General features: G+C 52.2%; 12 protein-coding genes and 2 pseudogenes. 3 read left to right on the forward strand and 11 right to left on the reverse strand.

Annotated elements, in window-relative coordinates; translation table 11 throughout:
- Positions 1-103 precede the first annotated feature (103 nt).
- The 3 genes and pseudogenes from ratB to ACLJRH_RS16930 form a co-directional block, all read left to right on the forward strand.
- Entirely contained in the window at positions 104-7420 is a 7317-nt protein-coding gene (gene ratB / locus ACLJRH_RS16920; RefSeq protein WP_023136457.1) for a DUF823/DUF824 repeat adhesin RatB, read from the forward strand.
- A pseudogene (locus tag ACLJRH_RS16925) lies at positions 7421-7521 on the forward strand (IS1 family transposase); the annotation flags it as partial. It abuts the gene before it with no gap.
- Between the two features lie 498 nt (positions 7522-8019).
- Positions 8020-8367 (forward strand): annotated as a pseudogene (locus tag ACLJRH_RS16930) (ESPR-type extended signal peptide-containing protein); the annotation flags it as partial.
- A 62-nt stretch (positions 8368-8429) separates the two neighbouring features.
- Here the strand turns inward: ACLJRH_RS16930 and ACLJRH_RS16935 are convergent.
- The 11 genes from ACLJRH_RS16935 to ACLJRH_RS16985 all read right to left on the reverse strand — a co-directional run bounded on the left by ACLJRH_RS16935 (position 8430) and on the right by ACLJRH_RS16985 (position 18661).
- Positions 8430-8906: a cell envelope integrity TolA C-terminal domain-containing protein gene (locus ACLJRH_RS16935; protein WP_410958079.1), complete on the reverse strand. Its 477-nt coding sequence runs from the start codon at positions 8904-8906 to the stop codon at positions 8430-8432.
- A gap of 181 nt (positions 8907-9087) precedes the next feature.
- Positions 9088-10461 (reverse strand): type II secretion system protein GspD, encoded by a 1374-nt coding sequence (locus tag ACLJRH_RS16940; protein WP_410958080.1) that lies wholly within the window; start codon positions 10459-10461, stop codon positions 9088-9090.
- A gap of 270 nt (positions 10462-10731) precedes the next feature.
- On the reverse strand, positions 10732-11991 hold the full coding sequence (locus ACLJRH_RS16945) for a zonular occludens toxin domain-containing protein (protein ID WP_410958081.1): 1260 nt from the start codon (positions 11989-11991) through the stop codon (positions 10732-10734).
- 267 nt (positions 11992-12258) lie between these two features.
- Positions 12259-12675, reverse strand: coding sequence for a hypothetical protein (locus ACLJRH_RS16950; protein WP_410958082.1), 417 nt, complete (start codon positions 12673-12675; stop codon positions 12259-12261).
- Positions 12676-12690: 15 nt separating this feature from the next.
- Positions 12691-14442, reverse strand: coding sequence for a hypothetical protein (locus ACLJRH_RS16955; protein ID WP_410958083.1), 1752 nt, complete (start codon positions 14440-14442; stop codon positions 12691-12693).
- Positions 14443-14508: 66 nt separating this feature from the next.
- Positions 14509-14805, reverse strand: a complete 297-nt coding sequence (locus ACLJRH_RS16960) for a hypothetical protein (protein ID WP_410958085.1) — start codon at positions 14803-14805, stop codon at positions 14509-14511.
- Positions 14806-15017: 212 nt separating this feature from the next.
- Positions 15018-15341, reverse strand: coding sequence for a hypothetical protein (locus tag ACLJRH_RS16965; RefSeq protein ID WP_410958087.1), 324 nt, complete (start codon positions 15339-15341; stop codon positions 15018-15020).
- A gap of 2 nt (positions 15342-15343) precedes the next feature.
- Positions 15344-15685 (reverse strand): hypothetical protein, encoded by a 342-nt coding sequence (locus ACLJRH_RS16970; RefSeq protein WP_410958088.1) that lies wholly within the window; start codon positions 15683-15685, stop codon positions 15344-15346.
- A gap of 56 nt (positions 15686-15741) precedes the next feature.
- A complete protein-coding gene (locus ACLJRH_RS16975; protein ID WP_410958090.1) occupies positions 15742-16047 on the reverse strand; it encodes a hypothetical protein in 306 nt (101 codons plus the stop codon).
- Between the two features lie 2 nt (positions 16048-16049).
- On the reverse strand, positions 16050-16487 hold the full coding sequence (locus ACLJRH_RS16980) for a hypothetical protein (protein ID WP_410958091.1): 438 nt from the start codon (positions 16485-16487) through the stop codon (positions 16050-16052).
- Positions 16488-16522: 35 nt separating this feature from the next.
- Complete coding sequence (locus tag ACLJRH_RS16985) at positions 16523-18661, reverse strand: replication endonuclease (protein WP_410958093.1); 2139 nt, start codon at positions 18659-18661, stop codon at positions 16523-16525.
- Positions 18662-18730 lie beyond the last annotated feature (69 nt).

Below are 18730 nucleotides of genomic sequence, written 5' to 3' on the forward strand. Positions count from 1 at the left end.
TGTGTATCCCTTGCGGCTGGCGTTGTGCCGGTCGCGATGCATTTTTAATTCCTTGTATTAATGGAATGAGCTGCAACGAAATGGACTTTTCTCAGGTACGTCAGTGAAATCGAAAAAGTGTGTCGGTTTTTTATCCTGGTTGCTGTTATGCGCCTTTATTTTAACGCCTTTCTTCGCGCAGGCCGTGCGAAGCAGCGGCGCATGGCAGGAGCTCACTGAGCAAACTGCGGCTATTAACGGTACTCCCCCTCAGGCCGATAGTGTGACGATCCCGGTCTATCAGGGCAGCGTTCAGTTGCGCTCTGATGCGGCTAATTCTGTTGATTACTCCGCGAAACCCAGCCAGTTCAGCACCAGCGATGCCGGCAGCGCGCTGACCTTAACCAATCCGCACGATACCGAAGGCGATATTTTCGCCAATCCGCCGCTGGTCTGGCAGAGCGACAGGATACCTTCCGTCACGCTGGTCTGGGCCGACGCCGCCACGCCGGATACGCCGCTGTCTCCGCAGCCATCGGCAAACCTGACGTTCTGTGAGCAAAATATGGCGGGCCGCCACCTGGTGGTCTGGCCGCAACTGGATACCTCAACCGCCGTACCGCCGCTGTGGCTGCTTACCCGCACCGGCGTGCCTTATGACAGCGCGGTAGAGATACTCAATCAAAAGATTGCGGTGGATATTGCCCCCGCCGTGGGCGACCCGGTTACTCTCGTCGCCGATCATCTGGACGAGTCGCTAAACGCCGCGAAGGTCAAAGCCGGTGAAAGCATCACGCTGACGGTGAATACCAAAGGCTGTAACGGCGAGCCTGCGGGCAATATCGCGTTCGTGATTACCCGCGGCGATGCGCTGAATCGCCAGGGCGTGGTGAACAATACCGCGCCGGTACGCGTCGGCAATACCGAACTGACCACCACCGCCACCGAATATCACGGCACCACCAATGCGGAAGGCGTGGCGACGGTGACCGTCACCCAGGCTAACGGTCCGGGGGTAAAAACCCCGCTGGTGGCGCACCCGTCAGGCGCGCCTGCGCTGAAAGCCGACGTGGACGTGATTTTTACCACCCTCACCAGCCCGGACAGCGGCAGCGCCAATATGTACGGCCATATGGCGGACAATTCCACCGCCACGGTGGATGGCGAAAGCTACACCTTTAGCCGCCCCAAACTGGCGGCGGAAACCGACGGCGAAGATCGCGCCGTCAGTATCAACAATGAAAGCTGGGCGCAGTTCAACTGGGCTAATGCGGATAAACACTGCGATATTCTGCCGGATGCGCGCCAACTGGAAGGGTTAAAAATTGAGCGCGGCGATTTATCCACCACCCTCGGCTGGCCGGTGGGGCTGACATCCGGAGATGAAGAGTACTGGTCCTCCTCCCAGGGGGCGATCGCCGCCGACCATATCAGCATTGATATGCGCAGCCGCAGCCTTACGCAAATGCCGGACGCCACGCAATCGCTGGTAAGCTGCGTGGATAAAGCCTCGCCGGAGGTTACGCCGAAGTTAGTGATTAGCGCCGATAGTTTTGATTCAACGGTCAATGCCGCGAAAGTCGAGGTTGGCGATGAGATCAATATGAAGATCAGCGTGACCGACAGCGCCACCAACAAACCGCTGCCCTATCGCTACTTTAATGTCTATCTGGGCGACGAACAGAATCGCCAGAATCAAAAGAACGCCGATATTGACGCGGCGCATCAGTGGTCGGATGAACCGGTCGTCATCACCAATCTGGAAGGCAGCGACGGTCACTATCACGGCGTCACCGACGCCAACGGCCAGTTCTCGCTGGCGCTGACCCAGGATCGGGGCGCGGGCGTGTTAACCCCGGTGCGCGTGGTGCTGTTCGACGGGACAGAAGCGACGCAGAACGTCATTTTTACCGTAGTCACCAGCCCGGACGTGGCGCAGGCGCGCATGTGGGGCCATATGCAGGGCGTGGTGGAGGCGGGCAATATCTACAAACGTCCGCTGCTGGCGGACGAAGCCGCGCAGGACACCGGCTCTGAATTTGAGAATAACGAATACTGGGCCACGTTTAACTCGGTAACGGCGGCGACAAACCAGTGCGGCGCGGGCCAGGTGCCGGGGCAACTGCTGCTGGATACGCTGTATGCGGCCCATTCCGGCAACGCGATGGAAACGACCTACGGCTGGCCGACGCAGAAACACAGCTATATCGCGGCGGATACCGATGGCTCCACCACCGCGCACGTCAACCTGGCGACCGGCGCGGACAGCATGTTCAGCGGCGCTGAACCGAACTATCTTTCCTGTTCCGGCAACGAACTGGTGACCATCCTGAACGTTTACTTCGATGGCAACGAGTCGTTACGCAATGTGGTCGCCAAAGTGGGCGAACAGGTAACGATGAACGTGCACTCCGTCAACGCGCTGAACGGACTGACTGTGCCTAACGCCGCGTTTACCGTGACCATGTCGCATGGCAAAAATCGCGACAACGCGACGACCGGTTTTACCGACTCCAGCGACGGAACGTTGGTCATGGGGGGAACCTCGTTTGGCTCCTCCCAGGCGTCGATGACGTATCAGGGCATCACCGATGCCGAGGGGAACGCCACGCTGGTGATTGAACAGCCGCAGGGCGTCGGCTTGCTGACGCCGCTGAGCGTCCTGCCGGTCAACTCACTGATTACCACGCCCGTCAACCGCAGCGTGAAATTTACCGTCCCCACCAGCCCCGATACGCCGGATGCGCAGATGTGGGGCCATATGGCGGACACGCTCACCGTGGGTGATATGGAATTCCAGCGGCCAAAGCTGGCGGCGGAAGCGACTGCCGCGACCAGGACCGAAGATCAGAATAACGAAACCTGGGCGCGCGTTACCCATGCCGATGCGCTGAACAACCCCGACGCCGGAGGCTGCGAGGTTAATCATCTGCCGCAAGATCACCAGCTTAGCGCACTCTATACCGCGAACGATGGCAATAAAATTCACACCGTATCCGGCTGGCCGACGTCGTATAACTACTGGTCTTCCACCTTCGCCAGCGCCAGTTCGTGGCAGACGGTATCGCTGGCCTCCGGCGACAAAACCGCTTCCGGCGACGCTTCCGATTTTGTGAGTTGCCTGGTTGGCGTCAATCCCACGGCCGCCTCAATTACCATCGAACCGGTAGATACGTCGCTGTGGTATGACGTCGGCGGCGAGCACGCGGTGAAAGTGAAAAAAGGCGACACCCTTCAGCTCAAGGTGACGGCGAAAGACGCCAGCGGCAATCCGGTCCCGGATGCGCCGTTTGTGCTCAGTCGCGGCGACGGCTATACCCGCCAGGGGGAAAAACACATCGCCGGTAGCGGCGACGGCATCGTTTCTGCGGTGGTTATCGACGGTGAATCGCTCAACGATACCGCCACCAAAATCGGCGAACTGACCGGCGAGGACGGCAGCAAAATTATCACCGTCACCCGCCCGGATACCCACGGTACGAAGGTCGCGATTACGGCGGCGCTGTACGATAACGCCAGCGCGACGGCCAGCATCGACACCATCTTTACCGTGGTCACCAGCCCCGACAGCGATAAGGCTAAAATGTGGGGCCATATGCCGGAAACGGTAGCGGCGGCCAACGGCGAGGTGTTTAAACGCCCGCAACTGTCGGCTGAAATCGCCAGCGGCATTACCCACGGCAGCAATACGGAAAACAACGAAACCTGGGGCAGCGTGAATTTTGAGGTGGCGAAAGATGCCTGCGGCGCGGGATTTGTGCCCTCGCTTGCCGATCTCCAGTCGCTGTACGACACCTGGCCAGGCGGCGCCATGAATACCCAGCAGGGCTGGCCGCTGGACGGTAAAAACTACCAGGACAACACTGCCGATTTGAGCAGGAGTACGGAAAACCGCTACGTTAAGTCGATTAATCTGCGCGACGGCGGCATCGGTTCGCTGCTGTGGGATGAAAAACTCTATTTTGTCTGCCTGCAAAACGCCCATCCGGTGGCGACGCAGATAACGCTGACTTCACCGCAGTATAACGACAGCGATGGTTTCGCTAAAGCGAAGGTCGGCGAGACGATTCCGGTCACCATCACCACGCTGGATGCCCAGGGTAAGCCGGTGGCGGACACGCCGGTTATCTTTACGCGCGGCGACAGCATTGGGCGGGCGAATCAGGAGGTTAACGGTTCGCAGGCGGCAGCCATACAGATTAACCACAGCGACGCGCGCAACAGCGGCGTTGAGTATTACACCGCTACCGGCGCGGACGGTACGCTGACGCTGGATATCAGCCAGGACGGGGGCGCTGGCTTTAAAACGCCGCTGATGGCGTCGATAGAGCACAGCAACGCCACAACGACCGCGCCATTGCCGGTTATTTTCACCGTGGTTACCAGCCCGGACACCCCGAAGGCCAGCTACTGGGGCCATATGGCGGAAACGTTAACCGACAGCAGCGGCGTGGCGTACAAACGTCCGCTGCTGGCGAGCGAGTTCAGCGCTACGCCCGGCAAAACGCTGACCATCGCCAACGGCTACTACGACAAGGGCGAAACCTGGGGCATGATAACCGTCGATAAAGCCTGGAACGGCGTCAGCGGCGGCTGCGGGCGCGATTATCTGCCCAGCGTCAGCAACCTCCAGACGCTATACAATACCTGGCCTGATAATGCCATGCGCAGCCGTAACGGCTGGCCGATGACCAGTTCGGGCAACAACAACGTCAGCCGCTACTGGTGGGCGGGGGATTACGTGATATCGTCAGACGGCGCGCAGTCGCTGTACGCAGCAGTCAACCTGTTTAACGACGGCAATGATGTCAAAACGACGACCAGCACCACGGCTTACTACATGCAGACCTGTCTTGTCTCGGCGCGCCGCGCCGCTGCCAGCCTGACGCTGACGCTGGCAGGCCAGGATGAAGCCACCGGAATCGCAAAGGCGAAGAAGGGCGAGCAGATTGCCGCCACCGTCACGGTGAAAGACGCCGCAGGCCAGCCGATGAAAAACGTGATGGTGAAAATCAGCCGGGGAACGTCGTACAATCGCGCCAATAGCGCCACATCGGCTTCAGGCGCCACAGACGATATTACGCTACGTAATGTGATGCCGTCCGGCCTTGCGACATCCCTGCTGGATACCTCCGCGAAATATCTGTATGTGGAAACTGATGAACTGGGTCAGGTGACATTTACCCTGGCTCAGGACAGTACCACAGGTTTAAAGACCACCATCAGCGCCGCCACGATGGACGGCAGCAACCTGACGGACAGTAAAGACGCTATCTTTACCGTTATCACCAGCCCGGATACCGACAAGGCCACATACTGGGGCCATATGCCGGAAACCTTTACCAACAGTAAAGGCGTAGAGTTTGCCCGGCCGCTGCTGCGCGCCGAGCTTTCTTCAACCACGGATACTTCTGGCTATCTGGTAAATGGCGAAAACTGGTATACCTGGAGCCGTTATCCAAACCTGTATCAGGATTCCGCCAGCCCGTGTGATCGCCTGGGGTTGCCGACGATGGATGAGTTAAAAACGCTGTATGCCGACTATCCGCAGGGCGGGCTAACGGCGGCCTTTGGGCTACCGGTGGCTGGGGGGAAATACTGGGGAGCGGGGGATTCGAAAGTCAACGATACGCACTCGACGAATAATTTCCAGTACATCAGGCTAAATACCGGCGATACGACGACGACAAGCGCTAATACTGCGACAGCGCAACTCTGCCTGGCGAAGCGCAGGGTGCTGTCGATAGCGCTGACTTCCAGCGCCATGAACGCCGAAAAATCCGCGGCGCTGGCGAAGAAAGGAGAAAAAATTCCGCTTACGGTGACCGTCACCGACGGTGGCGGTACGCCACAGCCTAACGTCCCCATTCGTCTGGGGCGAGGGAACTATTCGCAAAACCGGGCGGGCGGCAATGAAAACGGCAGCGACAGCGACATGCTGTTAACGCCGATTGCGCCGCCAGCGGATGCCAAAGCGTTTAACTATCATTATTCCGGCGAGCAACTCTGGTACTGGTACGGCACCACGGATGAGAGCGGCAGGGTGCAGTTTGAACTGACGCAGGATAACACCCCCGGCCTGAAAACGCGGCTGGAAGCGATGCTTCCCGACGATCCGCCGACGGTCAGCGATATGGACGCGATTTTCACCGTCATCACCAGCCCGGACAGCGTGAAAGCCAAATACTGGGGCCATATGCCGGAAACGGCGACCAACAGCGCGGGCGTGGAATTCCGCCGCCCGCTACTGGCGGCTGAGATGACGTCGAACAGTGGCACCTATTCTTACAATAACGAAACCTGGCCGCTGGTGACCATCGCGAACACCCAAAAAGCGGGCGCGACCGGCTGTGATGCGCAGTACCAGCCGTTATTAAACGACCTGCAAACGCTGTATGGCGACAATCCCAACAGCGCTATCGGTACGGCGTTCGGCTGGCCGGTTGGGGCGGGTAAATCCTGGCTGGCGGTAGACCAGGAAACAGGCACCGGGTATTACCAGTATCTGCGGCTGGATACTGGCGCCAAAGGCCGTTCCAGTTCCACGAGCGTGACCGGCGCTCAGGTGTGTCTGGTCGAGCCGCGTACTTCTACTCCTGCCAGTATTACGCTGACCTCGACGGCGATGGACGGCGCGAAAAACGCGGCGGTAGTGGAGAAGGGAAGCGCGATGCCGTTAACGGTGACGGTAAAAGATAGCAGCGGTAACCCGGTCGCCAACGTCGGTTTTACGTTGTCACGTGGCGATTCGAAAAATCGGGCAGGTACGGTGGTAACGGATGGCGACGTGGCAGCGGATGCCGGAGCAGACGATCTCATGCTTAAAGCGCTGACACCCGCAAGCGCCAGCCAAAGTATGACCACCACCGGGATTGTCTTTACCGGCACTACCGGCAGCGACGGTACGGCAACGTTTACGCTTAATCAGGATAAAAGCCTGGGGTTGAAAACGCCACTCACGGTGAAACTGACGGACAATACGACTCTTCACGCATCACTGGATGTGATTTTTATGGTACTTACCAGTCCGGATACGGATAAAGCGTTGTTCTGGGGAAATATGGCGGATACGACATCCGTTAACGGAAAAACGCTGCATCGTCCGTGGCTTCAGGCTGAGCTGCTGTCAGGCGTGACGCCAGTATTTACCAACGGAGTGCATACAAATAACGAGTACTGGGCGATGGCGCATACGGTGGACAACACTAAATGGGATATTGCCAAGCAGTGCGGTAGCCTTAGCAAAGCACCAGATAATAACGACCTGTTGACGCTGTATCATTCCATTAGCTCGTTAGGCTGGCCGACGCAGGGCTATCCCTATTTATCTAAATCAACCTCGAGCGGCGGCATGTATTGCGGCGTGGATGAGAATACCAGGAATCAAAACTGCGCCATTAAGCCGGCAAGTTCAGCAGGTTATGCGACGTGCGTGGATTAACGTATTAAGCGTCTGGCACGAAAAAAATCTGCTTTTCACGTTCCATTGAGCTTCATGAAAAAGTAATCGACGCATTCATTGAAAAGTATATGTTCTGCTAATTGGAGTCACCACCGTTTGCCGCGAGTGTGTAAAAGCGCCGTCTCGCTTCTGCAACCCGGCATCTGGCGCTACCCATATACTCTAAATAATTCGAGTTGCAGGAACGCAGCCGCAGCACATGCAACTTGAAGTATGACGAGTATATTTACAATAACACCAGGTGTCGCATGATAATCACACCTTTTTCCTCACGCATCTATTTATCTCAATATATGAAACCATTAAATATCATTCATAATATAAATATTTATAAAATGGATGGATGTATTTATATCAATTATAAATTAATCAAAGGTTGACCTGGCATTGAAATAGACCTTGAAATTAGTTAATAATCTGTCTTTGATAATATATTGTTACAGATGATTGCAATCATTCATGGAACTATATTTTTGTTATTTATTATTTATCTCATTTATATACACCATTTAAAAGCTATTTACAGCCAATCAAAATCAAGTTTGCTTCGTGAACGTTATTAAAAGGAAATTTAAAAATTGAACAGGACCTACAGTATCGTCTGGAGCGCCGTGCGAAATATGTATGTCGTGGCTTCAGAACTGGCGCGAGGCCACAGCAAAGTTAAAATACAGGCACACTCTAATGAAGTCTCCCCTTCTATTGAAAAGCCTGAGTCAGGATGGGCAATTAGTGCAAAACACAATGCGCTGGCCTTCGCAATTGTTGCCGCGCTTGGGTTCGTCAGTCCGCTGGCTATGGCCGATAATCCGGTGTCCTACATTGACGGAACCGACCACGACCTGAACGCAGAAACGTCGCCAATTTCTTATTCAGGTACCGGCCAGGGTACGGCACTGTATCTGGAAGGTTTGGCAACGGCTAAGCAACTATGTTAAACGTGATTTGTATCACAAAAGGAGCCTGTATTACAGGCTCACTGAATCTATCAGGGTTTAAAGGAGAGTTTACTATCTTTAATTTTCTGATATACAACCTCAGAAGGAGGCGGTGGAAATTTCTTAATACCATGCATAATATCTAAAACTTCATTACATAAATCAGGTGCGCCACCTTCAATATTAACACCAGATAGAGAACCATCACGAGAAAGATGTATCCTTAAAATACATTGCTTACCTTTATAATTATCAAATATACCTCCGGCATTATTTAATATAGCATGCTGAATAGTACGTACGTAATTAGATGTGTCGTTTTTGGAAACAGAAGAAAAATTATTACTCTTTAAATCAGAAAGTAAATCATCAACTCCTTCAGCATCTGCCGCTTTAGCCGCTGCTGCCCTTACTCTCTCAGCCTGTAGGTTATTAACTGAACCATTATCAGAAACTACCGCTAATACATTCCCCGCCAGTAGTAACAGGCAGAACGGAACCAGCCTGAAAGCCTTTAACCCGGTCATCGTCTTTACCCCCTGTAAGTAAACAGGAAACGACTACAGCATCAGCAGGGAGTAAAAATCAACCATCCGGGTTATGCGTGTTGTATACGGCTATTTACGCCAGAAGTTGGCGTACATATAGTAAATGACCCACAGCATACATAACACCATCATGAACGTTACCAGCTTCATCATGCACCCCTTACCCTTTAATCTTTCTGGCCTGTAACACGATGAGCAAATCCATTCCCGTTTTCTGGTTCGACTTCGTTGACCACGATTTGGGCAGGAATGACAGTCCGGTGCTTTGCTTACCGTCCTTGTCCTGAGTCAGGCCGGAAAGCACGATAATATCTCCATCCTTCATGTTAACCGTGGTCGTTATCTGGCGGTTGGTGAAGGTCGGGGAGTTGTTAACTCCCGTTGTCGTCTCCGAATAATCGCTCAGTTGCTCGTTAATGTTCATGCTGATTAAGTCCTGAGTGATAACGGGACTGACCTGTAGTGTCACCCCGGTGTTACGGTACGCTACTGACTGCACAGGCGTGCCGTTCTCATAGCTGACAGAGCCGAGCGTGGGAACACTCGCACCGCCCGCCAGCGTGGCAGAACTGCCGGAGACAACCTGAGAATGCGCCCCCGTCACCAGTGAGAAGCGGTTATCCGTGCGGAACAACTCATACAGCGCATCAAGAGAGCCGCTGGAGAACTGTATGAAACTGCCATAGCCCTGACGGGTACCCGTGCTGATACTGAAATGACCGTTCAGCAGTTTAGCCGCCAGCGCCAGCCCGGAGCCGTTGCGCTCATCGGTGTTCACCTCATACACATAGGCCGTCACGTCCACCTGCTCAGGCCGGGTGTCAATGGCAGGCATCAGGGCGCGAATCTGCGCGATTTCCGACGCCGTACCCCGGTAGAGGAACGTATCCCCGGACTGACTCATAAAATGACCGTCCGCTGCGGGCAGGGTGGCGGATGATGTCGCCTGACCATTCCCGCCCTGAAGAGACGCACCGCCCCCGGTGGAGAATCCGCCGCCCGTTGCTCCGCTACCCATGCCGCCGACACCGTCAGAGGAACCACTCAGCACCCCGGCGATATAGGACACAGAGCGATAGCGGGGCGTGTAGACGTAAGATTCAATGCGCGGCTGCGGCACTTTCGGTATGTAGGGGGCGATGTAGTCCACCCCTTTACGGCTGTATACGCGTATGTGCATGTTATCAAGGTATCGGGTGATGAACTGGCGCTCATCGTCAGCCGGAAAGATATGCAGCGTCACCAGCCGGGAATCAGCAGCCAGTTCCGGCGCCAGCATGAAGGGCGTATGCAGCACCTCGCCCCACAGTAAAGAGATGGCGTCAGACAGGGGCATCCGCTTTACGTCAAAATCCGTGCCCTTTGCACTGGCTGCGCGGGCGAACAGCAGCATCATAAGCGCCAGCAGCGCCAGCAGCGCATACAGCCAGAGCGTGACATGCCGGAACAAATCCGGCTCAGGGGGACAGACGTAACCATCATGGCGGTCTGTATGACAGCGGTCTGCATGATTACTTTGGCATTTGTGGGACATGGGTAACTCCTCCTCAATAACACGGGCAACGGTGCGTAAGTGCTTTCCTGTCAGAGCGGGTGAAATTGCGCCTCCTCGATGAGACAGACTCGCCAAAGCTTCGCAATGGCTCCCTAATCTCATTCTGCGGCGGGCGCTGCCTCCTCTCTCTCCGGGCTGCAGGCTCTTTGTGCGGGTAATGGCTTTACAGTTGCCTGTGAGTAAGTTTGTTTAGTTAGTTTGTTGGTTTATTTCTTTTGTCTGTCAGAGTGGCGGGCGTCCCGTTCAGGGTCAGTGCGCGGCATCACCCATCCCCAGCGCGGACAGTACCGGGGCGGCGGCAGTGGAAAGCGGGCTTCCCCCGCCGCCCTGACTGCCCGGCGCGCGGTCGGCTCCCGTCCAGAACGTCACCCGCTCGCCATCCACCAGTATTTCGCTGTACACGCCATCCCACGGTCTGGAGGAGGCGATGTAGCGCACGTTCCCGGCATTGTCGCGGATAACGTAGCGGGGTTTCCCGGTGCCTGATTTGAGATATCCGGTCAGCCGCCAGCCTGTCGAGAGCGGCGGGGGTAAGGGGGCGGCCTGCACGGCTGCACCCGGCGAACCTGATGCGGTGGCAGTGGCAGACGGTGACGAACTGGCGGGCTGTACCCGGACGACAGCGGTGTCCGGCTGCTTATGCGCAACCAGAAAATACCAGCTCAGGAAGGTGCCGGAGCCAAAAAACAGGACAGTGAAGAGGCGGCGCTTGCTGATGACGGGCTTCCTGATTACCGGGTCGTTCGCGTGATACCATTGTGTAACAGTTCTTCCCGGCAGAAGGGAGTACATACAGCGCATATCACAGCGCCGGAGCTGGCCGTTAATGGTGAAGGACTCACAGCCATCTTCAAAAATATGATTGGTATCATGGATGCCGAAATACCAGTCAGCAAAGAACGAGAACTTATCAAACGGCTTGTCGCGGACGGATTTACGCTGGAAGTAAGTTTCAACAATCACCCGGTGACGGAATAACCCGGACTGTTTTTTCTGCGGTGCGCTGCCGTCGGTCGACGATTTCCCGGCAGTCAGTTTCTGAAACAGCTTACGGAAAACGCCCTGAGCACGGTCAGAGCGTTTACACACTACCAGCACTTCCCCCGTGGCAAGCGCTATCTGCTTGTCTATCATCTCCTCGTTCTGGACGATAATAAACACATCCCATCCCAGATGGCGGGAATGTATAAACCAGTCAATCAGGGCGAGGCGGTTTTTATCGCCATAGGTGCGGCTGTTAAGCCATGTTCCCGCCTCATCCAGAAAAACAGCGCCAAACTTTTCCTTCTCCTCATCAGGACAACCACGCCCCAGCGCCTGTAAATCCTGCGGGCGGGGATGCGCCGGAAGCACCGTTACCGGATTAACGGAGTCCGGGCCAAGCAGATGTGTATCCACCGGGTAATTGGTCACCACGCGGCGACCTTCCCGGTAATACTTTACCATTTCATAATCACAGTAGAGACCCTTACCCGCGCCGAGTTTTCCGGTCACCCATTTTACAGTCATTATTCTGCCCTCCGCTCTGACTTATTATTAACAGGATATAAAGAGATAAACATATTCAGATGTATTTAATTACATGTTCAGTGTCTGGTATTCAGTATTTAATATTTGGTATCTGGTATTTAAAATTAAAGGTTGTGGCGTGTTCAGTGTCAGAAAATAAAGCTGGTTTTCTGCTCAGCGGTATTAATTAATGTATTCATCAGTCATCGTTAATACAGTTACGCAGTAACGATAACTGTATTACTGCATAACAGGTAAACCCCGGCATCAGGGCTTCGGTAAACGTCCCTGACCGGGCGGAAGCTGCGCCTGAGTAAACTGCGACGTAATGAGGCGTGAAATAAAAATCTTGAAGCGGAACGTCAGATAGACCGTATAGGCCAGAAACACCGCCGACAGACACGACAGGATATTGGATGGCAGCATCGATAACCCCGTTATCCAGTAATCATTGGGCAGGGCCAGTTCCGCAATCAGACTGGTTGCCTTGTCATTGATGAAAGTCATCACGGCAAGGAAGGTTGAAATATAAAACGCCACTGACAGCCCCATAATCACATAGGAAGAGGTCGAGCGGTAAAGCAGCATTGAAATCATTTCCGGGGCAAGGTAGCGGATAGCCCAGGCACCCAGACGAACCAGCAGACCGAATAAAAAATCAAGAGCAACAGCAAGTAACGGCATAATGCGCCCTCCTCATTAATGACGCCCGTCCGTCAGGAACTCAGCCGAACGGATAAGCAGACGATGAATCACAAAGAAACTCAGTATCACCATGCAGAAATTCAGTACCGGGCGAATGTATTTGTCATACAGCAAACAAACCTGAGTTCCCACGGCATGAAAGTGATAATCAGGAATGCCAACCAGCTTAATATCAAAATCCAGCACGACCGGAATACAGCGCCCTGTAGAGGCGGCTTCGAAACCGGGCGGCAGGTCGAACGACGTTTTAATGTCCGGCAACATGGAATCAATACCAGAAAGACCTTCACCAAATGCCGCTTTTCCTGCATCCCATGCCGATTTCACGGAATCCGTGATACCACTCATGGCACCCCCGACCATGGAAGAAAATTCACCTTCCATCCCCGTATAGTCAGGGGCAGCAGGCTTTTTATTCAGGTCATCCATTAACTCCTGATGGTTTTTATTGTTATCCGCATGAAAAGCGTTAATAGCGGCGACCACATCACCATTATCATTGCTGTCAGTGCTGCCGGAACCAGAGCCACCGCCGCCACCCGGATTTAAATCCGTGGTACAGGAGCCCGCCAGCGTACCGGGCTCATGATGAGAGCCGGAAGGACAACTGTCAGGCGTGCCGCCACCGGAGGAATCAGGGTTTCCACCAGAGCCGGAGCCGGAAGAACTGATACAGGAATCAGAGGCAATGTCATAATTACCCGTAAGACAGTAAAATTTACTCCCCTGTCTGCAAAAATTGCCATCCTGTACCCAGCCGGAAGAACAGGAGGAATGAGTCACAGAGCCGGAACCGGTGTTGCCATGGCCGGAAGTATCAGGAACAACAGGAACCGGAGGTAAAGGAGGCGGGTCATCAGAATCATCAGAATCACCGGAAGAATGACATGATGCATCATCAGGATTACGCATGCAGCGGGTTATGCCATCCTTATAATCACTTTCACTCGCATAAAGCGGGTCATTAATAACCAGTGGTTTATGAAGAGGGGCGCAGTCAGTGGTCACCTGTCCGGTAGAACCATCCCCGTAAGGGCAGGAATTAACAGGTAAAACAATATCACCAAGATAACGATGTTCGCCCCCCACAAAATGAGAACTTTGCCACAAATAAATAACCGGGGAAGTATCAGTGGACAGACTATTATAATAATGCTGCCATTGTTCCATCATATTATAAACATGGTCAACTGCATAATAAGAAGGTGGAGTGACATTCGATAATTTAGATAAAAATGCCTGAGCTAATTTCTTATTCTCATCAGGTGTTAAATCAAAGTTATAAGTAAAATGATAGGCTTCATAAAGATAGTCAGGAGATGATGAATTAATACTGGAAAGTGCAGCAGAAAAACCAGAAGAGCCACCAGAAGAACCGGTATCAGGCACGGGCGGGATTACAGTTGTTCCGCCACCAGAGCCGGAACTGCCAGTATCGGGCTTATCGGGCTTGGTGTCTGGAGTCTCAGAATCGCCAGAAGAAGGATTAAACGCCTTTACAGGCTCCCAATCACCCAAACACATGTCACCAATAGCACAAAAACCAAGTTCCGAGACATTAAGATAAATACACCCCTGATAAGCCGCATAAAAATCTGAGCCTTTTTGAGCCCATTTAGACATAGAAAAATCTTTTAAAGTAGGTTTGGCCTGACATTGAGCATCTGTTAATTTCTCAGTATCAGCAGAAGAATTAAACGATAAAAGACCTCCCGTCAGAGAAATAATTAACAGTAAATATCTCATAGCTGAATCCCCGAAAGAAATAAAGCCCCCGGCGAAGGGGGCATAATTTAAAGTAAGTCATGACGCTTACAGGGCGCGGGAAATCATACCCTTGACGGCAGAGAATGCAGATTTACCCACAAGGGTAATCGTCAGCAGACCGAACGCAGACGCCACCGCCACCCCGAAGTTAGAGCCTAGCGCATTCACAATCGGCGCAATCATGGTGCTGGTCAGGGTAAACGGAGTGGGCTCACCCGCATCAACTGCAAATGCCGGAGCTGCCATAACAGCCAGACCGGCAACGGAACTGGCGGCCAGCATTGCCGGAGTGGTGTTCTCTTTCACAAATCCGGCTACTTTCGCAAATTTTTCTTTAAACATATTCAATCCTTAATCAGTCATCGACCGAACGATAAAACACATCAATTACAGAACGTAAAAAATGCGCGGATAACAGCCCCATTACCCAGGCTAAAAACCACAGTCCGAATAAAGAGCCGATTAATACATACGGAATATTCATTTACTTACTACCTCATTTAACCCTCCTTTAAAATCCGCCCTCACAGATAATCGAACGGGTAATTCATAAGCTACTCCATATATAAAAAGCCAGTAGCAAAACCAGTTACAAACGATATAAAAGTTATACCGCCAAGAAGAATGACTAAATAAAATTCAGATGAAGATATCCCGGCAGACTGTAACGACCCTGAATCCGCAGCATTCTGCTTACGCGCAGATTCAAAATCAAAATAAGGATAGCCTTTTGGTTCATGACCTTTCAGATTATCCGGTGTCTGTATAAAACAGGGATAACCACCGGACGCCGTATTATCAGCAATATGCTGGGCATGAACAGTAATCACATCCATTAAAGTCATTCCGGGCGGACATTCAGGCGGCATATCAATCATAATTACCCCGAACCTTTTGATACAGGACGCATCCCCTGTAACTGACGTCGTGCACGTAGAACCTGCTGCGTTGACAGTGGAAAAAGTGATTCCAGCTTAACGAGTTGTTCATCCGCCGTTTCAATCCATGACGAGAGGCGCAGCCGGTTAAGAATGCGAAAGCGACTGAATGGCGCAAAACGGCAGTCATCACGAAAAGATGACCAGTCAGTCATCAGCGCGTATAAAGCAGATTCATCAGGCTTGTATGCCTCCTTTAATCTGGTGCGCATGAAGCTGTCATTTTTAAAAAATGCCTCAGTTGACTTTATAAGAGAAAGCAACTGACCGCGCAGGGAATCCATACGAACATCTTCAACCAGTGACGAACGATGATACGAACGCCCCGGATTCATGTTAATCACTGGCATGCGAATTTCCTCATAAAGTCCTCACATTCTGAAACAGACTCTTTAATATCAGAAATAAGCGACGCAGTCTGAACATATAAATCTGAAACAGAATCAAGTGAAGCTAAAGAAGACTCACACTCTTTCAGAATAAAGCTGAAAGAGAGAAGCGCCTGATTAAGTCTTCCAGATTCATAAATTTCAGTTGCATGTTCATATGCAGAACGAAGGAGAATAAGTTTATTCTTCTGATAATTATAAAACAATAAATCATAATTACAACGAAAACGAAAAGGAAATTTGATTGTGTTTCCCATAATCAGCCACCTTTCTTATCAGTAATTAATTTACCGTCAAAGCGGCGGAGTGAATTCGATACGTATCTGTAATACACGCCGTGCTGAGTAGGAGAGTTACCCCAGGAGCCGGGGAAACAGACGAGATTAACCGCCTGAAACTTGAGCGACTCATAAACGGATTTCAGATATTTATAATCCTCCTCATTACAAGAGAATTTAACCGACTGTACTTCCCGACACTGAGTTTTACGGTTCTCAACGGGAGTTGCGCAGGAAAAAGCGTATTTGGGTTTATCCTCATGATTAGGATGGTCAGCAGGCAAATTCATGTTATCCGTGTTGGCAATAAACACGTTGATAAATATACCGGAGAACGACGTGCCGGGATGAAAACCATCAGGAATTTCATACGGGAATAAATCAACCATTCCTTCAGGTAACAGGGTCTTGGTGGTCATAATAATTTTCCTCTACTGGTCAGCGATAGTTATTGTCACAAGTCCAAGGCAGACGAATCAGCCGCACGTGCCGCGCTGACGCGCGTCCCGCACGTCTGCTTCATCTGCGTAAAAACACCGGGTGAAAATTGCGCATCATCTGAGCCGCAATCGTTCATACATTCAGTAAAATCAGGATTACCATTTTCAGATATACGGTTTAATAACCGGGCTATCTGTAAATACTCTGTATCAGATTTAGTCATTTTCCGGACCTCGCACGAAAAATATTTAGTCAGTATCACTTTTCCGTTAAAACTTATTCCATACACAACAGGGTTACACTCTTCACCATAACAATTTAAGCGGTTACCGGAGACCGTTTGCGGCTGGAAATAATGAGGCCGGACAAAACGCTCTGAATTAAAAAAGCCACCGTTCAGCATAATGTAAGTTTTGAAATCACCCGCATCACAGGCAAGGCGCAGCGCCTCCAGTTGTTCCACCTGCTCAGGCGTGAACTGGCGCAGCATGATATCGCCGGGGTGAAATTCAGTGCGGAACGTGCGCAACTGGCGGTAGGCCGTCACAGACGGCAGGCCGAAGAACTGGTAAAGCCGGATGCCGGACGAACGCGCCCAGACAGATACACGGCTTACCGCTTCATTGAAATCAACATTACTCAGGCGGTCATTGAGTCCGGCAGTCCCTTTGACATTCTCACAGCCGGACATCTTGATGATGTACTTCATTACGTAGCTGAAACCGTTGCCCTTGCGGTAGTCGATTTTCTCGATTTTAATACGGCGTTTCTGAGCGCCCGCTTCATCAGGGCAGTCTTTAAGCGCTTCCTCACGAAACACCTTAATGATTTTTTCGCCTTCCCCCGGATAGCAGTAAAAAAGAAAATTCCAGTGTACAGTACCGTCCTTGTGTGGCTCCACGGTACGCACACCGGGCGGGATGAGATTCATTTTATCCAGGCGCTTGCGGACACGTTCAAAAACGTCATTCAGCCATTTATGCCCCGCCTTAATGGACTCAAAACCGTTTTGCTCCCATTTGTGATTAGGAACGGTGAATTCCTTTTTGCCACGTTTTACCGTGGTGACGGAATGAAAGCGGGACGGCGTGGTAAGCACGATAAACCAGCCTTCACAACCCAGTTCCTGCGCCGCCTCACAAAGCCCCTTAGAACGAACCAGCAGTTCAGCGATGCGATTGGGCTTGTGAGATACCGAGCTTTTATAAGCATCATCCAGCGTACATATCAGCTCGCCGTTGATGTCAAAGATGCCCATTGCCTCAAGAAACATTTTAGTCTTGCGGTCACGCTCAGAATACAGGCGCATCAGCCAGTCAGTGGTATAGGGCTTGTTATCCGACAGCATACCCATAATGCGGGATGTTTCCTGAACGCGCTCAGAACGAATGGCATTGAGCAGACGGCGGACGTAAGTTTCATTACCGAAGCGGGCAAGAAAGCCGGGTATATCGTAACGGTCTAAATACTGTTTAAGCGCAGGCTCAAAGTTGTAACCGAACTGACAGTTGAACCAGTAGAGCACGTTGGCAAGGTATTGCTCTTCGTCATCAGAAATCAGCAACGGTTTATCCAGTCCGGCAACGGAAACAGTTGTCACATCACGGACAAAATCAGCCGCGAGTTCTTTCAACTGGTCATCAGTACAAAACAGGTTAAATCCGGCCCCGTCGCCGTCTGGTGTCTGAAACGCATAGCTGAAAGCCTGCTCAAGACGTTCAAGGGCGCGACGGGAGCCGGAGAACTTCACCAGACGACAGAACGCGTTAGCCACGGGTACGGAGAACGTGCCGAAGCTGGAAGCCAGCAGTGCAGCGCGTGAGCGCTCCTGATACGTGAACTTCTTACGCTCAGGCTCAAAGGTGTAAATAATACGGTCAACGGTTGAGAAAAAACGGGGCAGGTCGCGAGGGACTTCACGCACAACCTCAGCGGCGGATTGTTCGCAGTCAGCACAATCAGCCTCAGACTTTTTACGCGCGATTTCCCTTTCATCCTCAACAAAATAACGGGAGGTCTGAAACTGGAAATTTGAAACCGCAGCGCGTAAATATTTATCCGCTTTTTCCATTTCCGGCACAGTTGACGCACGGGCAAGCGCCGCTGATGCGTCGTTAAATACTGAATAGCCGGAAGCAACTGTATCGTACATATTATTACATCCTGTTAATGGGTTGACGGAACAGCAAGGTGTAAAATTGTAGTAATGTAGTAATGTAGT

The organism is Salmonella sp. SAL04162 (assembly GCF_046551535.1).
Taxonomy (GTDB): domain Bacteria; phylum Pseudomonadota; class Gammaproteobacteria; order Enterobacterales; family Enterobacteriaceae; genus Salmonella; species Salmonella enterica.

Coding starts and splice junctions, on each gene's coding strand:
- ACLJRH_RS16940 (WP_410958080.1), bottom strand. CDS start 10,461: ATGTCCCACAAATGCCAAAGTAATCATGCAGACCGCTGTCATACAGAC.
- ACLJRH_RS16975 (WP_410958090.1), bottom strand. CDS start 16,047: ATGGGAAACACAATCAAATTTCCTTTTCGTTTTCGTTGTAATTATGAT.
- ACLJRH_RS16945 (WP_410958081.1), bottom strand. CDS start 11,991: ATGACTGTAAAATGGGTGACCGGAAAACTCGGCGCGGGTAAGGGTCTC.
- ACLJRH_RS16985 (WP_410958093.1), bottom strand. CDS start 18,661: ATGTACGATACAGTTGCTTCCGGCTATTCAGTATTTAACGACGCATCA.
- ACLJRH_RS16950 (WP_410958082.1), bottom strand. CDS start 12,675: ATGCCGTTACTTGCTGTTGCTCTTGATTTTTTATTCGGTCTGCTGGTT.
- ACLJRH_RS16965 (WP_410958087.1), bottom strand. CDS start 15,341: ATGATTGATATGCCGCCTGAATGTCCGCCCGGAATGACTTTAATGGAT.
- ACLJRH_RS16955 (WP_410958083.1), bottom strand. CDS start 14,442: ATGAGATATTTACTGTTAATTATTTCTCTGACGGGAGGTCTTTTATCG.
- ACLJRH_RS16935 (WP_410958079.1), bottom strand. CDS start 8,906: ATGACCGGGTTAAAGGCTTTCAGGCTGGTTCCGTTCTGCCTGTTACTA.
- ACLJRH_RS16980 (WP_410958091.1), bottom strand. CDS start 16,487: ATGACCACCAAGACCCTGTTACCTGAAGGAATGGTTGATTTATTCCCG.
- ACLJRH_RS16970 (WP_410958088.1), bottom strand. CDS start 15,685: ATGGATTCCCTGCGCGGTCAGTTGCTTTCTCTTATAAAGTCAACTGAG.
- ACLJRH_RS16960 (WP_410958085.1), bottom strand. CDS start 14,805: ATGTTTAAAGAAAAATTTGCGAAAGTAGCCGGATTTGTGAAAGAGAAC.